This window comes from Pseudomonas sp. FFPRI_1 (assembly GCF_055384485.1).
In genome coordinates this window covers 3411421-3425958 of sequence record NZ_AP029168.1, presented here as the reverse complement: position 1 = coordinate 3425958, position 14538 = coordinate 3411421, and the positions used below count along the sequence as shown (strand labels likewise).

13 protein-coding genes are annotated in these 14538 nt (G+C 66.6%); 3 read left to right on the top strand and 10 right to left on the bottom strand.

Annotation, left to right across the window (positions count from 1 at the left end):
- Positions 1-253 precede the first annotated feature (253 nt).
- Positions 254-2197 (bottom strand): bifunctional 5-dehydro-2-deoxygluconokinase/5-dehydro-2-deoxyphosphogluconate aldolase, encoded by a 1944-nt coding sequence (locus ACZ5BO_RS15305; protein WP_464700785.1) that lies wholly within the window; start codon positions 2195-2197, stop codon positions 254-256.
- Positions 2198-2511: 314 nt separating this feature from the next.
- Between ACZ5BO_RS15305 and ACZ5BO_RS15300 the strand changes: the two genes are divergently transcribed.
- On the top strand, positions 2512-3432 hold the full coding sequence (locus ACZ5BO_RS15300) for a MurR/RpiR family transcriptional regulator (protein WP_025128150.1): 921 nt from the start codon (positions 2512-2514) through the stop codon (positions 3430-3432).
- A 169-nt stretch (positions 3433-3601) separates the two neighbouring features.
- Here ACZ5BO_RS15300 and ACZ5BO_RS15295 read toward each other — a convergent pair whose 3' ends face one another.
- From ACZ5BO_RS15295 to pdxR, 3 genes are all read right to left on the bottom strand, one after another.
- Positions 3602-3871 carry a DUF7660 family protein gene (locus ACZ5BO_RS15295; protein WP_464700783.1) on the bottom strand — a complete coding sequence of 90 codons (270 nt, stop codon included), beginning with the start codon at positions 3869-3871 and terminating at the stop codon, positions 3602-3604.
- A 14-nt stretch (positions 3872-3885) separates the two neighbouring features.
- On the bottom strand, positions 3886-4806 hold the full coding sequence (locus tag ACZ5BO_RS15290) for a DHH family phosphoesterase (protein ID WP_464700781.1): 921 nt from the start codon (positions 4804-4806) through the stop codon (positions 3886-3888).
- A 75-nt stretch (positions 4807-4881) separates the two neighbouring features.
- Positions 4882-6351, bottom strand: a complete 1470-nt coding sequence (pdxR, locus tag ACZ5BO_RS15285) for a MocR-like pyridoxine biosynthesis transcription factor PdxR (protein WP_464700779.1) — start codon at positions 6349-6351, stop codon at positions 4882-4884.
- Between the two features lie 92 nt (positions 6352-6443).
- On the opposite strand from pdxR, the gene ACZ5BO_RS15280 reads away from it, so the two are divergent.
- Together ACZ5BO_RS15280 and ACZ5BO_RS15275 are read left to right on the top strand one after the other, a co-directional pair.
- Positions 6444-7667 (top strand): multidrug effflux MFS transporter, encoded by a 1224-nt coding sequence (locus ACZ5BO_RS15280; RefSeq protein ID WP_464700777.1) that lies wholly within the window; start codon positions 6444-6446, stop codon positions 7665-7667.
- 128 nt (positions 7668-7795) lie between these two features.
- Positions 7796-8407, top strand: a complete 612-nt coding sequence (locus ACZ5BO_RS15275; protein ID WP_464700775.1) for a glutathione S-transferase — start codon at positions 7796-7798, stop codon at positions 8405-8407.
- Positions 8408-9133: 726 nt separating this feature from the next.
- On the opposite strand, the gene hcnC is transcribed toward ACZ5BO_RS15275, so the two are convergent.
- The 6 genes from hcnC to ACZ5BO_RS15245 all read right to left on the bottom strand — a co-directional run bounded on the left by hcnC (position 9134) and on the right by ACZ5BO_RS15245 (position 14372).
- The gene (gene hcnC / locus ACZ5BO_RS15270) at positions 9134-10387 is read right to left on the bottom strand and encodes a cyanide-forming glycine dehydrogenase subunit HcnC (protein WP_025128144.1); all 1254 of its coding nucleotides are present in this window, start codon (positions 10385-10387) and stop codon (positions 9134-9136) included.
- The gene (hcnB, locus tag ACZ5BO_RS15265; RefSeq protein WP_025128143.1) at positions 10380-11789 is read right to left on the bottom strand and encodes a cyanide-forming glycine dehydrogenase subunit HcnB; all 1410 of its coding nucleotides are present in this window, start codon (positions 11787-11789) and stop codon (positions 10380-10382) included. The genes hcnC and hcnB overlap by 8 nt, the downstream gene beginning before the upstream one ends.
- Positions 11786-12103, bottom strand: a complete 318-nt coding sequence (gene hcnA, locus ACZ5BO_RS15260; protein WP_025128142.1) for a cyanide-forming glycine dehydrogenase subunit HcnA — start codon at positions 12101-12103, stop codon at positions 11786-11788. Before hcnA ends, hcnB begins: the two co-directional genes overlap by 4 nt.
- Before the next feature lie 369 nt (positions 12104-12472).
- The gene (locus ACZ5BO_RS15255; protein WP_025128141.1) at positions 12473-13414 is read right to left on the bottom strand and encodes a membrane protein; all 942 of its coding nucleotides are present in this window, start codon (positions 13412-13414) and stop codon (positions 12473-12475) included.
- A 190-nt stretch (positions 13415-13604) separates the two neighbouring features.
- Positions 13605-13991, bottom strand: a complete 387-nt coding sequence (locus ACZ5BO_RS15250) for a hypothetical protein (RefSeq protein ID WP_025128140.1) — start codon at positions 13989-13991, stop codon at positions 13605-13607.
- A gap of 39 nt (positions 13992-14030) precedes the next feature.
- Positions 14031-14372, bottom strand: a complete 342-nt coding sequence (locus ACZ5BO_RS15245; protein WP_464700771.1) for a YdcA family protein — start codon at positions 14370-14372, stop codon at positions 14031-14033.
- Between the last annotated feature and the right edge of the window lie 166 nt (positions 14373-14538).

Genomic DNA, 14538 nt, shown 5'->3' with positions numbered 1-14538 from the left:
CCCCCGCCACCCGCGCGAGGCCCTGGTGGCAAGGGAGCTGGCTCGCGCCAGATCACATGGCGGCGGCACAAAATGCCGACCGGCCCCTTTCAGCTACTGCGCGGGGCCTGTCGAGGAGTGCTGTGCACTCCAGCGGGAGCAGGCTCCCTGGCCACGGTTCCAGCTGTGCCTTGCTTTGTTTGGATCCGGGCAGACGCCCTTCTATGGCCCCCGGTGCTTGCCCTGTGCCCTGGGGTTGGGTCGCTGCGGGCGATCACGGCGCCTGCCGCGCACTGCGCCAGGCAGCGATCAATTGCTCAAAGGTGCCCTGCACCCGGGCGATCAGCGCCTGGTCGTCGATCTCCCCGGCAAGCCAGGCCCGGCTGGGTTCCTGGAAGATCGTGCGGCCCACGGCAAACCCCCGGCAAGTGCGACTCTGGGCCGCCTGGCGAAAGCTTTCGGCCAGGGTCGCAGGTGGCGCATTGAGCCCCAGCAGCACCACGCCCCGGCAATAGGGGTCGCGCTCCTGGATCAACTGGTCCAGGCGTTGCCACTGCTCGGCGCTCTGGCCCTCGATCTTCCACCAGGCCGGGTAGATGCCCAGGTTGTACAGACGCTTGATGGCCCGGTACAGCTCCTCCGGGTGGGCACCGGGCAGGTCCCTGGGCGGGATGATTTCCAGCAGCAGCTCATGGCCGCTGGCCTGTGACGCCTGGTACAGGCCCTTGATCTGCGCTTCCTGTTCCAGGCGCAGCAGGGGCTCGTCGTCGGGGTGGTACTGCACCAGGCACTTGATGATCTGCTCCTGGGGCCAGGTGAGCAGGTTGCTGCCGATCGAGCGCCCGTGTTCGAACGCCAGGGGGCGCGAGCCTTGCACCTCCACCGGGCGCGCGACCCACCAGCCACGGCCGGTGGCGGCGTTCAGCGCATCCTGGGCAAAGCGCTGGTCGGCCAGCAGGCCAACGTCGGCCTCGATGCCCTGGCGGCGCAGGTCGCCTTCAACCCGTTGCACGGCCTCGATGAACAGTTGCTTGAGCTGGCCGATGGCCTTGAGTTCGCGGCCGCTCTGCTGGGCCAGTTCCACCAACTGTCCGCGGTGGTCGAAGGCGAAGATGAACAGTGGCCGCCAGGCCTTGCGCGGCACGCTGACCTGATGCAGGCGCTGCAGCACCGGGTCCTGGTCCGGGCGGGTAATGGGCAGCGGGCTGGCGAACAGGTATTGCAGCTCCGCCGGGGTCGGCATGGCCGGGGCACAGGCATGGCGCGACACCACCAGGCCGCCACAGGCATTGGCCAGCTGGCAGCAGCGCTCATCGTCGGCCCCTTGCAGCCAGCCACTGAGAAAACCGGACATGAAGGCATCGCCGGCCCCCAGCACATTGAGCACTTCCACTTGCACCCCGGGGTAGAGCCTGGCGTCTTCCAGGCGCTGTGGAATCGCGCCACGGATCACCATGCAACCCTGGGGGCCAAGCTTGAGCACCAGGGTCGCGGCCGTCAGCTCGCGGACCCGGCGCAAGGCCGGCAGCAACTGCTGATGGCCGCCGGCGATGAGAAATTCCTCTTCAGTGCCGACGATCAGCTCAAAGCGCGGCAGGATGCCCTGCACATGCTGGCTGACCTGCTGGTCGGCGACAAACCGGGTCTGCCCATCGGCCTTGCCCGCCAGGCCCCAGAGCACCGGGCGATAGTCGATGTCCAGGACCCGCAGCACAGCATGGCGCTCGGCATGCTCCAGGGCCTGGACGCTGGCCCGATACACGCCGTCGGCGGAGAAATGGGTGCCGGTGATCAGCAGCGCCTTGCTCGAAGCGATAAAGGCTTCGTCGATGTCCTCGGCGGCCAGGGCCATGTCGGCGCAGTTCTCGCGGTAGAACACCAGGGGAAAGGTTTCGCGATCCTTGAGGCCCAGCAGCACCAGGGCGGTGAGACGCTCGGGGTCGACCTTGACCGCACTGACATCGCAGCCCTCGCGCTGCAGCGATTCCAGCAGGAAGCGCCCCATGTGATCGTCGCCGACCCGGCTCAGCATTGCCGACTTCAGGCCCAGCCGCGCGGTGCCGAAGGCGATGTTGGCGGACGAGCCGCCGAGGTACTTGGCGAAGCTGCCGACATCCTCCAGCCTGGCCCCCACCTGCTGGGCATAAAGGTCAACGCCCAGGCGTCCAAGGCAGATCAGATCCAATTGACGCCCACTGGCAAAACGAGTCTGGCCCATGCTGGCTCCTGTTATTTTTATCAGCCGCTGCCCACCGCCCTTGTCGGCGCCGCAGGCCCTCTAGGTGGATGCAGACTAGAACGTCTGTCGGCCTCAATCAATATTTATTCCATAAATTTTTTACTTGGAATATTTTTTCCATTAAACTTTTTTGCAGCGCCCAGGGGTGCGGCGTGCATCGTTTCAGCAAGGCGCCGGAGCCGCGCTCTTCGAAGATTTTCCCGGCAGCGACCCTGTAGACTGCGCCCAGCCACCCCATTGCCAGGGGGCGACGCCCGCGGTCGCCGCCTCAGCACCCGTCAGAAGGATTCCTTATGTCCAGCACCGATCAGCCGGCCTTGTCCGAGAGCACGCCACAGAGCGACCTCGCCAGCCCCCCGATCAATGCCGAGCGCCTGCTGCAGTTGATTACCCGGGAATACGAAGGCCTGCCCCGCCAGCTCAAGCGCATCGCCAGCTACATGAGCCAGCAGAGCGACCGGATCATGGTCGACCGGATCAGCGACATTGCCCGGGAATGCGAAGTGCACCCCTCGGCCATCGTGCGATTCTCCCAGCGTTTCGGCTTCAGCGGCTTCAGTGAAATGCAGGCGCTGTTTCGCGAGGCCTACACCCACAAGGCGACGCCGGTACAGAACTACCAGCAGCGCATCCGCAGCATGATCGCCAACAAGTCGCAGAAGGCCAGCGGCGGCGACCTGGCCCGGGAATGCATCAGCGCCACCCTTTCCGGTATCGAGCGCCTGGGCCTGGAGCTGGACGACGCGACCTTCGACAAGGCCGTGGAGCTGGTGGTCAACGCCGACAACATCTACGTGGTGGGGGTGCGCCGTTCCTTCGCCGTGGCCGACTACCTGGTGTACAACCTGCAGCACACCAACAAGCGCATTCACTTGGTGTCGGGCCTGGGCGGCAGCTACCGGGAACAGATGCGCAGCATCCGCCCCAACGACCTGGTGATCGCCATCAGCTTCACCCCCTATGCCAAGGAAACCCAGCACTGCCTGCGCATCGCCCAGCACAACCAGGCCAAGACCCTGATCATCACCGACAGCACGCTCTCGCCCCTGGCCAAGCGGGCCAACGCGGCGCTGCTGGTCAATGAAGGCAGCTCCTTCGCCTTTCGTTCACTGAGCGCCACCCTGTGCCTGTGCCAGGCGCTGTTCATCGCCGTGGCCTACCGCCTGGAACTGAAGATGGACGAGATACACGAACAGGGCGGCTTCGACGACTAGCCCGACACCGGTCCATGGCTGTGGGCCAGCAGGGCACCCGGGCTGCCGCCCCCGGATAGCACCAGTGCGTTTTGGTCCTGACCCATGGCCCACCTCCCGCGCCGCGTCCGGCGCTGCAGAAGCTCAGCCTAGCCGCCTGCCAGCAACCGACGGGGCGCTTGCGGTGGCCCTACTCGTAGATCTTGCCGCAGTACAGGAACACCGCGAAACGCTGCCAGGGCGAGGCCTCCACCAGCCTCTGGGTGGCACCGATGCCAGTGGCCTCGGCCCAGGCGTGGGCGCCGTCGAGAAAGTCTTCGATGGAGTGGTTCTGCCAACTGTCGGCCTCGCCGGCCTGGACAGTGCGCTGCGCCTGGCGGCGGTCGGCAATCAGCGCCTGGACGAAGTCGAGGAAGCTCTGTTCGTCATGCACTTGCTGCAACCGTTGTTCAAGGTCCATGGGGCTCTCCGGGGTCAGGACGCGCCCTGCAGCGCCAGGCCCTTGCGCAGCAGTTCCTTGCGCAGGATCGGCCGGCCCGGGCAATGCACGCCGTCCAGGGTGCTGCACTCTAGCAGCCGTTCGAGCTGGCGGGCACTGTCCGGGCTGCCGGTCAGCAAATAGCTGGTGCCCTCGCTGAGGCCGATCAGGTTCAGCAGCCAGTCATCGCCCCACTGCCCCAGCACCTGTTCGATCAGGCTGCGCTGGCGCGCCAGCAGGCCCTCGGCGTGCCACAGGGTCAGCTGGGCGAAGCGCCGCGGCAGGTTGCTGGAAGGTTCGAGCAGCTTGAGGTCCTTGAGCAGGGCCTGGGGCAGTTGCGCTTCGATCTGCTGCTGGCATTGCTGGAAATAGTCTTGCGCCCAGCCGGGCCCCAGGTCGGCCAGTGCCGCCAGGGCGGCGTAGGCCTGGCGGTCCGCCGCTGTGCAGCCCCGGTCGGTGAAGTTCAGGGTGTTGTCGAGAATCCCCGCCGCCAGCAGTTGCGCGCTGTCACGGCTGATCCTGGGCAGCAGCCCGGAGTCGCGCCAGCGCTCGTAGACCTGGGTGCAGGCGGCGCCGATCTGGCGGATATCCGCGTGCCGGCCCAGGCGTTCGTCCCAGAAGGCCTCGAAACCCGGGTGATGGTCGATGACCTCCACCACGCGGTTCAGGTCCACCAGCGGGTCCAGATGCAGGTGATTGGAAATGTCCACCAGCACGAACCGGTCAGCCCCTTGCGGGACATGGCGGTCCAGGCCCTTGAGGCGCTGGCGGAACAGCACCGGGATGCTCTCGTTGAGCGGTGCGCTGCTCAAGGCCCGGGCCGGGCGACCGCTGAGGTTGAGCCACTCGGCATAGGCGATGCAACCGGCGTAGGCGTCGATATCCAGATAGGCCGCGCCGGAGGTGACAATGATCATGACGTCCCTGTAGTGCACAAAGGCCAGAGGCCGGGGCACCGAGGTTGCCCGAGCGACATGACAGACAGATGACAGTCAGCGGCCATGTACACGCCCCGCCTCGGCCACCAGCAGCGCCGCCAGGCGCGAGCCGCTGAAGCGGATCTGCGCCAGGCTCAGGGCCGCGTAGCCGACGATCACCGCCGCCGGCCGGCGCGCCTGCTGGCAGTGCTCGGCCAGCCCCTGCAACAGCAGGCCCTGCTCGGCGGCGCGTTGGCGAAAGCCCGCCTCATCGCTGCCCGGCGGCAGCTCCAGCAGCAGGTGCAGCCCGGCCTGCTGGCCGCTGACGCGGTAGCAGCCCGGCGCCTCCCGGGCAAGGATCGCCAGCAGCAGGTCGCGGCGTTCCTGATAGGCCTGGCGCGCCGCCCGCAGGTTGCGCAGGAAGGCGCCACTGGCGATGTAGTCGGCCAGGGCCAACTGCTCGATCACCCCCACCGAGCGCCCGGTGTTCTGCAAGGTCGCCAGCAACTGCGGGCGCAGACGTTCAGGCACCAGCATGAAGCCCACCCGCAGGCCGGCGAACAGGGTCTTGTTGAAACTGCCGCAGTAGATCACCCGGTCATCCCGGTCCAGGGACTTGAGGGCCGCCAGGGGCGCGCTCTGGTAGTTGAACTCGCTGTCGTAGTCGTCCTCCACCACCCAGGCCTCGCTGTGCCGGGCCCATTCCAGCAGGGCCAGGCGCCGGGACACCGGCATGGTCATGCCCAGGGGCGCCTGGTGAGCCGGGGTGACGTAGACCATACGGGCATCGCGATGGCGTTGCAGCTGCTGCACATCGATCCCGTCCTCCTCCAGCGCAATCGGCATCAGCCGCGCTCCGGCCAGGGCGAACAGGCTCTTGGCCGACAGGTAGCCGGGGTCTTCCAGGCACACCTTGTCGCCGGCCTGCAGCAGGCTGCGGGCCAACAGGTCGAGGCCGTGGCGGATGCCGGTGGTGATCATCACCTGCTGCGCCTCGCAGGCGATGCCCCGGTGCTGCCCCAGGTACTGGGCGATCTGCTGGCGCAGCGCCGCCAAGCCGCCGGGGTCGGCATCCCACAGCGACTGCGCCGAGGCATTGCCCAGGGCCCGGGTCAGGGAACGGGTCCAGCGTTGCAGGGGAAACAGCGCCGGGTCGGCCAGGCGGGCGACAAAGGGCTGGCCGGCCCGCACGCTGAGGGGTGGGTACGGTGGCTCATGGTCATCGGCGGCGAGCGGTGCCACTCGGGCCGGGGCGCTCAGGTACAGGTCCGGCACCACCGCGCAGACCCGGGTCCCGGAACCGCTGGCCCGGCTCACATAACCTTCGCTGCGCAGGCGGTCGAAGACCACTTCCAGGGTGCCCCGGGACAGGCCCCAGCGCTGGGCCAGGGTGCGGGTCGAGGGCAAGCGACAGCCGGCCGGCAGGCGCTTTTCCAGGATCGCCTGGCGCAGAGCGCTGTAGGCGCTGTCCTGTTTGCCCGGGGCTTCAGGGCAGTGCTGGGGCAGCGGCAGGTCGAGGGGCACGGGGTGTTTGCCACGGCTCATAGTGGTCCAGTCAAAAGCGGCCTAAATGGTGCTCGGCATTAAACCACGAGGCGCTTAATTTCAGCGCCTTAGCCACCTGCCCCGAGCCTGTCATGCCGCCAATCGCCAACGCCCCGCCCCACTCCATCACCAGCGAACGCCCCCTCGCCCCCTGGCTCTGGACCCTGTTGCTGCTGGTGGTGGTCTGCCTGCCACGGATCAGCATCGACCTGTACCTGCCGGCACTGCCGGCCATGGCTGACCAACTGAAGGCCAGCGATGCCCAGCTGCAGCTGACCCTGAGCCTGTACATGCTCGGCTATGCCCTGTCGATGCTGCTGGGCGGCCCCCTGTGCGACCGCTACGGGCGGCGTCCGGTGCTGCTGGCGGGCACCGCGCTGTTTCTGCTGGCCAGCCTGGCGTGCATGCTCGCCACCTGCGTCGAAGCACTGATGGCCGCACGCCTGGTGCAGGCCCTGGGCGGTTGCTGCGGCACCCTGGTGGGACGGGTCATGGTGCGTGACCGCTGCGCGCCCGAGGAGCAGGCACGGTTGCTCGGGCTGTTGTCCATGGGCATTGCCCTGTCGCCGATGCTGGCGCCGCCCCTGGGCAGCCTGATCAACCATCTGCTGGGCTGGCGCGGGCTGTTCCTGTGCCTGAGCCTGGTGGCCGCGGCAGCCTGGCTGCTGATGTACAAGCGACTGGCCGAAACCCGGCCGCCAGCCCCGCAGCCGGCGGCCGGCGAAAACCTGCTGCGCCTGTACCTGCGCCTGCTGAGCGAGGCCTATTTCATGCGCTATTCCCTGGCCATCGGCTGCCTGTACTGCACCTATTTCCCGTTTATCCTGCAGTCGCCGGCGCTGTTGCAGCGCCAGCTGGGGTTGTCTCCCGGGGTCTATGCCCTGGTGTTCGCCGCCACCGTGGCCGGCTACCTGCTGGGCTCGCGATGGTTCCAGCGCTTGGCGCCACGCCACGGTGCCGACCGCCTGATCAGCGCGGCCTGCCTGTTGAACCTGGCCGGCGCCGGCCTGTTACTGCTGACTCGCAGCCTGTGGCCCGACAGCCTGTGGGCGATCGTGCTGCCGATGCTGGCGCTGATGTTCTCGGTGGGCCTGGCGATTCCCGCCTGCCAGCTGGCGATCCTGCAGCCCTATGCGGCGGTGGCGGGCACGGCTTCGGGGCTGTTTTTCTTTATCCAGATGGCCATGACCGCGGGCTGCGGGCTGCTGGCCAGCCTGTTGGTGGACAGTCCGGGCGGTTCGCTGCAGGCCCTGACCGGCCTGTTCAGCCTGGCCCTGGGCCTGGTCTGGTGGTGCCTGCGGCCACGGCTGCGCTAACCCCAAGATAGCCGCGGCACGGCCTGCGCCAACGGCTGCAGCAAAGCCCTGTTCAAGGCCCGCGCAATGCCGCTAAATTAGCCGCGCCGCTCCCTTGCGTAGTACCACTCAAGACCAGGAGATACTCGATGCAGCTTATTGGAATGCTCGATTCACCCTACGTGCGCCGCGTGGCCATCAGCCTCAAATGCCTGAAGCTGCCCTTCGAGCATCACTCGGTCTCGGTGTTCAGCACCTTCGAACAGTTCCAGGCGATCAACCCGGTGGTCAAGGCACCGACCCTGGTCTGCGAGGGTGGCGAGGTGCTGATGGATTCGAGCCTGATCATCGATTACCTGGAAACCCTGGCCGGCGGTCAAAACAGCCTGATGCCCCAGGCGGCGCCCCAGCGTTTGCATGAGTTGCGCCTGATCGGCCTGGCCCTGGCGGCCTGCGAGAAGTCGGTGCAGATCGTCTACGAAAGAAAACTGCGCCCGCTGGAGAAACAGCACGGCCCCTGGCTGGAGCGGATCGGCGGCCAGTTGCAGGCCGCCTATGCCGAGCTGGAGCGAGAGTTGCAGCATCAACCGCTGCCCCGTGACGGCTCCCTGAGCCAGGCCGGGATCAGCCTGGCGGTGGCCTGGAGCTTCAGTCAGATGATGGTGGCGGACCAGTTCGGTCCCGAGCAATTCCCGGCGGTGCGCGGCTTTGCCGAATACGCCGAGCAACTGCCAGTGTTCCTTGCCACCCCTGCCGCCTGAGCCCAGCGCCTACAGCGACCCTGCACATCCGCGCAGGGGCCGGCTTGCCGGCGAAGAGGACCGCAAGTATTGCAGCGTTGTTGAAGCCGCCTTCGCTGGCAAGCCAGCTCCTACAGCAGGCAGATAGACCGTGCGGTCCCCTGTAGGAGCCGGCTTGCCGGCGAAGAGGGCCGCGAGTATTGCAGCGCTCTTGAAGCCGCCTTCGCTGGCAAGCCAGCTCCTACAGCAGGCAGGTCGACCGTGCCGTTCCCCGTAGGAGCCGGCTTGCCGGCGAAGAGGATCGCGAGTATTGCAGCGCTCTTGAAGCCGCCTTCGCTGGCAAGCCAGCTCCTACAGCAGACAGGTAGATCGTGCAGTTCCCTGTAGGAGCCGGCTTGCCGGCGAATAGGATCGCGAGTATTGCAGCGTTGTTGAAGCCGCCTTCGCTGGCAAGCCAGCTCCTACAGCAGGCAGGTAGACCGTGCCGTTCCCCGTAGGAGCCGGCTTGCCGGCGAAGAGGGTCGCGAGTATTGCAGCGCTCTTGAGCCGCCTTCGCTGGCAAGCCAGCTCCTACAGCAGGCAGGTAGGCCATGCCGTTCCCTGTAGGAGCCGGCTTGCCGGCGAAGAGGACCGCAAGTATGGCAGCGTTCTTGAAGCCGCCTTCGCTGGCAAGCCAGCTCCTACAGCAGGCAGGTAGACCGTGCCGTTCCCTGTAGGAGCCGGCTTGCCGGCGAAGAGGACTGGAGGTCAGGCGGGGAGCGGCTGTTTTTTCGCCGGGGCGGTGGCGAAACGCCGGGCCAGGAATGGTGTGATGTCCAGCGGCAGAGGTTCGTCGTTCACCAGTTTGTCCAGCAGTACACCGGTAATCGCCGAGGTCAGGATGCCCGTGCGGAAATGCCCGCAGGCATTGAGGTAGCCCTCGATCCCGTCCATGGCCCCGAGGATCGGCAACTCGTCCGGCGAACCCGGGCGCAATCCGGCCCAGCAACGCTTGAGGTTGACGTTGGCCAGCTCGGGGATGCAACGCACCGCCCCCTGCACCAGGCCATTGATTTCCGGGTAGGTGGTGCTGACGTCGAAGCCCTTGTCCTCGGTGGTGCTGCCGATCAGGATCTCGCCGTTGTCCTTCTGCGCCATGTAGCAGTCGCTGGTGGTCAGGCAGCCATTAAGCAGCTTGGGCATGCGCTCGGTGAGCAGGATCTGGCCCTTGACCGGCTTCACCGGAATCTCCACCCCGGTGGCCTGCAGGCTGAGTTCGGCAGCCCAGGCGCCGGCGGCATTGATCAGGGTCGAGCAATGGAACACCCCGGCCTCGGCGGTCTGTACCCCAGTGACCCGGTTGCCCTGGCGCAGGACGCCGGTGACGTTGGTGTTGAAATACACATCCACGCCATTCTGCCGGGCGCCTTCGGTGTAGGCGTCGGTCAGGCGGAACGGGTTGACCTGATGGTCGCAGAGGAACTCCAGGGCGCCCTGGGCTTCGTGGCTGATGGTCGGCTCAGAGGCCCGCAGGGCCGCCTGGTCGAGCCAGCGCACCTGGTCCGCCAGGTGCGGGATGCAGCCGACGATGTGCTCGGCGTAGAGGCGGTCTTCTTCGTCATAGATAACGAACTTGAGCCCGGTCTGCTCGAACTTGAAGTCCATGCCGTGCAGGCCCATCAGCTCGCGGTGCAGGCGCGGGTACAGCTCGTTGGACTGCAGGGCAAAGTCGAAGAACGACTGCGGCAGGATATGCGGGGTGCTGGAGTCCACCACCACCGCCGAGCCCTGGGCCTCGCGCTTGCGGTTGGCCGACATCATGCGAAAGAAGATCACCCCGCAGCCCAGGCCCACCGATTCACCGATGGCCCACAGGCCGCCGGCCGAGGCGCGGCTGGCGTTGCCCGGACGCTTGGCGTCGATCAGCGCCACCTTGAGGCCCTGGCGCTTGGACAACTGATAGGCGCAGGACGCCCCGATCACACCGCCCCCGGCGATGACCACGTCGTAATGCTTAGTCATGTTGCGAGACCTCCTGGTCAGATGGCGGGAATGCCGAGAACGGAATCGGATCGAGGGGGAAGCGCGGGCGTATCCAGCCCACGTCCTTGCGTCCGGTGGCCTGGCGCAGGCGATCGCTGCAGTAGCCCACGCACATCCGCCCCTGGCAGTCGCCCATGCTCACCCGGGTGCGCATCTTCAGGCTGGCCATGTCCTGCACGCCCTGGGCCAGGGCCCGTTCGATGTCGTTGCGGGTGGTGTGCTCGCAACGGCAGATCACCGTGTCGCCCTTGGGCAGTTCTATCTGTCCAACGCCACGCGCGGTATAGCGGTCCACCGCACCGCGAAAGCGCAGGATCGAGGCCAGCTTGCGCTCATAACCCTCGCGCCGTTGCAGGGCTGCTTCGCCGCTCAGGACATTGCGCTGCATGAGGATCGACAGCGCAGCGATGCGCCCACTGAGCATGGCCGCCTCACCGCCGCGAATGCCGCCCATGTCGCCGGCCAGGTGAATGTGCGGTTCGCTGCTCTGCTGCCAGGCATTGGCGTCGGCCCGCAGGTAGCCGTCGTCGCTGAAGCTGTGCTCCAGGCCCATCTGCTGGCTCAACTGGGTACGCGGAATGAAGCCGTAGCCCACCGCCAGGGTCTGGGCGGCCACGCGCTGGGCCTTGGACATGTCCGGCTGCCAGTCGCTGGAATAAGGCGCCAGGGTGACCACGTTCAAGGCGTCCTGGCCCTGGGCCTCGACCACGCCCCAGCCGTAGCGCAGGGCGATGCCGTGCAGCTTGAGGTAGGCGAGCATGCTCAGGCCATCGAGAAACAGTTGAGGTTTGTTCAGCAACGCCAGGCTCTGCTTGGCGATCTTGCCCAGGGCACAGGCTTCGTACACCCCGGCCACCCGCACGCCCGAGGCATGCAGCTGGCACGCCACCAGCGGCAGCAACGGCCCGGTGCCGGCGATCACCACCGGGCTCTGGGGCTTGACCACCCCGCTCTTGATCTGCAGTTGCAGGCCCCCCAGCAGCTTGACCCCGGGCAGGGTCCAGCCGGGGAACGGCACACTGCGCTCATGGCAGCCGGCGGCCAGCAGCAACTGTGAATAGGCCACCTGCTGCACCTGCTCGTCGGCGTCCAGCAGTACCAGGCTTTCATGGCCCTCGGCACCGACCACCCGGCTGTTGAGGCGCACGTCGATCAGCTGTTCGTGGTCACCAAAGTCGCCGTGCAGCTTGGCCAGCATCTCGCAATAGCGCGGCCCCAGGTAATCGAGCTGCACGCCATCGCGCAGCGGCCCGCGGAACACCACCCCGCCCAGGCGCGAGGCCTCTTCGATCAAGGTGCTGTGCACGCCGTGCTCGGCCAGTTCGATGGCCGCAGCCATGCCCGCCGGCCCACCGCCGACGATCACCGGATTCAGGCTCATAGGCTGGGCTCCGTCTCGTTGATGCGGTTGCTCAGGGTCTGCACCTGCATCCCCGGCTTCACCAGGGTCTGGCAGGCCCGGCGCTTGTGTCGGCCATCGATCTGCACCAGGCAGCAATGGCATACGCCCATGCCGCAATAGGCTCCGACCAGCTGCCCATGGTCATTGCGCGCCACCTGGCGCAGGCCGGTGGCCTGGATCACGCTGAGGACGGTCTCGCCCAGGGCAGCGGTGACCGGCTGGCCATTGAGGCTGATGGTCATGTCCGCATGCTGCAGCGGCTGGATATCAAAGTTGCGGTCTATCTGACGCATGGCGGTTCATCCGTGAAAAGTGAGTGGGGTTGCCGGCATCCCGCCGCCCAGGGTCCCGGGGCGAGGACGTGGCAACACCGCGGTTCCGATAACGCTGTCAGAACCGAGCGCGGGCCAATCTAGTGGTTTTGTCAGACAAGAATATTGATCTGGGCCAAGCAAAGGGCTGCGCCAGGCACGGTCGCAGCCTGTGGCGCACCGAAGTGAGACCCTGGACACAAAAAAAACCGTTGCCGGCAAAGGCCGGCAACGGCAAGGGGATGAAGCGGGAAAGCGGGCTTAGTGCATGAAGATGGCGATCAGGATAATCACCGGGATCGGCACACCGAGGAACCACAAGAGTAATGAGCGCATGGGAATTCTCCTGGATCAGTTGACGGGGGTGGGGGCGACGGTACGCGGCTGGGCATCGCTGGCGAGCCACACCACGGCGTCCCGACGGCGACCGCCGAAGGTGGCCGCGAGGCTGGCGAAGAAGGCCCCGCACAACAGCGCGATAAACATCCACAGCGACGACCAGGCCGCCACTTTAGCGGCGCTGTCGGCAGCTTCCTTGGCCGCTTGCTTGGCCTCTTCCACGGCCTGGCGGGCCTTGGCGAAGACTTCATCGACCCGGCGCTCGGCATCGGCCTGGCTGAGGTTGGTGCGCTGGGCCACCAGTTGTGCCAGGTAGCTGCGATCCTCGGGGGCCAGTTGGCCGTCGTTGCTCAGGGTCCGCACGAAGATCCGCGACACCGTCCCGCGGGCCGCGTCATCGCTGACCGCTGCCGGGCGATCGTCGCGAAACAGGCTGTCGACGAAGTAACCGTAGTCGCCCTCGCCGCCCTGGCTGGCCGCGTGGCCGGCCATCTGGGTCGCTGCGCCAACCGCTCCGGACGCCACCTGGGCGCCGGCATGCACGCCGCCGCTGATGACGCTGCTGACCGAGCCCAGCACCAGGGTCGCGGTGACCAGGGTGGCCACGGCCCATGCCAGGAAGCCATGGGCGGTATCACGGAAATACACTTCATCGCCATGCAGGTTGGCCCACTTCACCCGCAGGCGCCCGGCGATGTAACCGCCCAGGCCGGCGGCAATGATCTGCGTCAGGGCCAACCAGACGATGCTGGAGATGCCCAGCCCCTTGGCACTGACGCCGCTGCCGGCCCAGGGCGAAACCGCGGAAAAGCCCAGGCCCAAGCCCAGCAGTAAAAGGATCAGCGACAAGGCCGCCGCCGCCGCGGCACCGGCGAAGATCGCCGCCCAGGACACCCCCGAGTAATGGCTCGAGGCATCCGCGGTGGCGACCAGGTGTTCAGAGGGTCTGTTCATTGTTGTTCTGCTCCAGGCATGAAAAATGGTGTTACAACTCTCGAGGGGAGAATTGCAGTCACCGTGCCAGTTGCACGAACTTTACAAACCCTTGAATTTCAATGAGTTGCGATAAAGAAATAATCCGCGATCGTGCAATTTACCGACCCGGGGGTTTTCGGGCGGGCGTTCTGCACGGCCCGCCCGGCGCTCAGGCCCGCCAGCCCAGGTAGAGCTCCCGGCCCCGGGTGGCGCACCAGTGCAGCACCAGCACCAGGACCCACAGTGCCAGCAGCCAGTTGGCCAGCAGCGCCAGTTGCGCGATGCCCTGCCCCCACAAGGCAAACAGCGGCAATGCCAGCCAGGCCGAACGGCGAAAATCCAGCAGGCGCAGGATGCCCGGCACGACCACCGCCATCAGGGCGATCACCAGGACGTCCAGGCCGCGATACCCCAGCATCCAGCGCGCATAGCGCGGATCGGCGGCATAGGCCTCCAGGTAGCCCGGCAGGCGCAGCGCCAGATCCACGGCGAGGTTCAGCAACAGGCTGGCCAACAGCAGCCACAGCAGGCCTTTGAAACGTGATGCGTATTTCATTGCACAACACCTTGATACAGAGAAGGTCCACCGGAGGTTTCAACGCCGCTTGTAGCTCTTGCTGCCAGCGGGGGTCAGGCAGTACACCCCGCCCCGGGGGCCGGTGCAGAAACTGCCACTGCCACAACTGCAGCCCTGGGCATCGCGCAGTATCGGCTGGGCCCGAGGCGTGGAAGAAGGTTGGCCGAACATCAGCGCACAGTTCTTGTTCGAGGCGCTGATGGAGCCGTCGTTGCACAGGAACAGCTCGCCGTCGCAGCGGGCGACGCCGCCCTTGCGACCGGAACAGGGCTGATTGGCCGCCAGCACCAGCGTGCTGCCCAGCAGCATCAGGCACAGCAGGGTCAATGGCTTCCAGCCGACCCGGATGCGGGCATTCATGGTTGCGCCTCCTGGCAAGAAACCGGCCGGATAATATCAAGCTTCCCCCCTCTGGCGCACTCAGGCTCGAACGCTTTGCCAGGGAGGCCGTTCGCGGGACCCGCGGCTCGATCGAACAGTGCCCCTGCCGGTGCTGCAATTACCAGCGGTTTCCCGGGGCACGGGA

Coding starts and splice junctions, on each gene's coding strand:
- ACZ5BO_RS15305 (WP_464700785.1), bottom strand. CDS start 2,197: ATGGGCCAGACTCGTTTTGCCAGTGGGCGTCAATTGGATCTGATCTGC.
- ACZ5BO_RS15300 (WP_025128150.1), top strand. CDS start 2,512: ATGTCCAGCACCGATCAGCCGGCCTTGTCCGAGAGCACGCCACAGAGC.
- ACZ5BO_RS15295 (WP_464700783.1), bottom strand. CDS start 3,871: ATGGACCTTGAACAACGGTTGCAGCAAGTGCATGACGAACAGAGCTTC.
- ACZ5BO_RS15290 (WP_464700781.1), bottom strand. CDS start 4,806: ATGATCATTGTCACCTCCGGCGCGGCCTATCTGGATATCGACGCCTAC.
- pdxR (WP_464700779.1), bottom strand. CDS start 6,351: ATGAGCCGTGGCAAACACCCCGTGCCCCTCGACCTGCCGCTGCCCCAG.
- ACZ5BO_RS15280 (WP_464700777.1), top strand. CDS start 6,444: ATGCCGCCAATCGCCAACGCCCCGCCCCACTCCATCACCAGCGAACGC.
- ACZ5BO_RS15275 (WP_464700775.1), top strand. CDS start 7,796: ATGCAGCTTATTGGAATGCTCGATTCACCCTACGTGCGCCGCGTGGCC.
- hcnC (WP_025128144.1), bottom strand. CDS start 10,387: ATGACTAAGCATTACGACGTGGTCATCGCCGGGGGCGGTGTGATCGGG.
- hcnB (WP_025128143.1), bottom strand. CDS start 11,789: ATGAGCCTGAATCCGGTGATCGTCGGCGGTGGGCCGGCGGGCATGGCT.
- hcnA (WP_025128142.1), bottom strand. CDS start 12,103: ATGCGTCAGATAGACCGCAACTTTGATATCCAGCCGCTGCAGCATGCG.
- ACZ5BO_RS15255 (WP_025128141.1), bottom strand. CDS start 13,414: ATGAACAGACCCTCTGAACACCTGGTCGCCACCGCGGATGCCTCGAGC.
- ACZ5BO_RS15250 (WP_025128140.1), bottom strand. CDS start 13,991: ATGAAATACGCATCACGTTTCAAAGGCCTGCTGTGGCTGCTGTTGGCC.
- ACZ5BO_RS15245 (WP_464700771.1), bottom strand. CDS start 14,372: ATGAATGCCCGCATCCGGGTCGGCTGGAAGCCATTGACCCTGCTGTGC.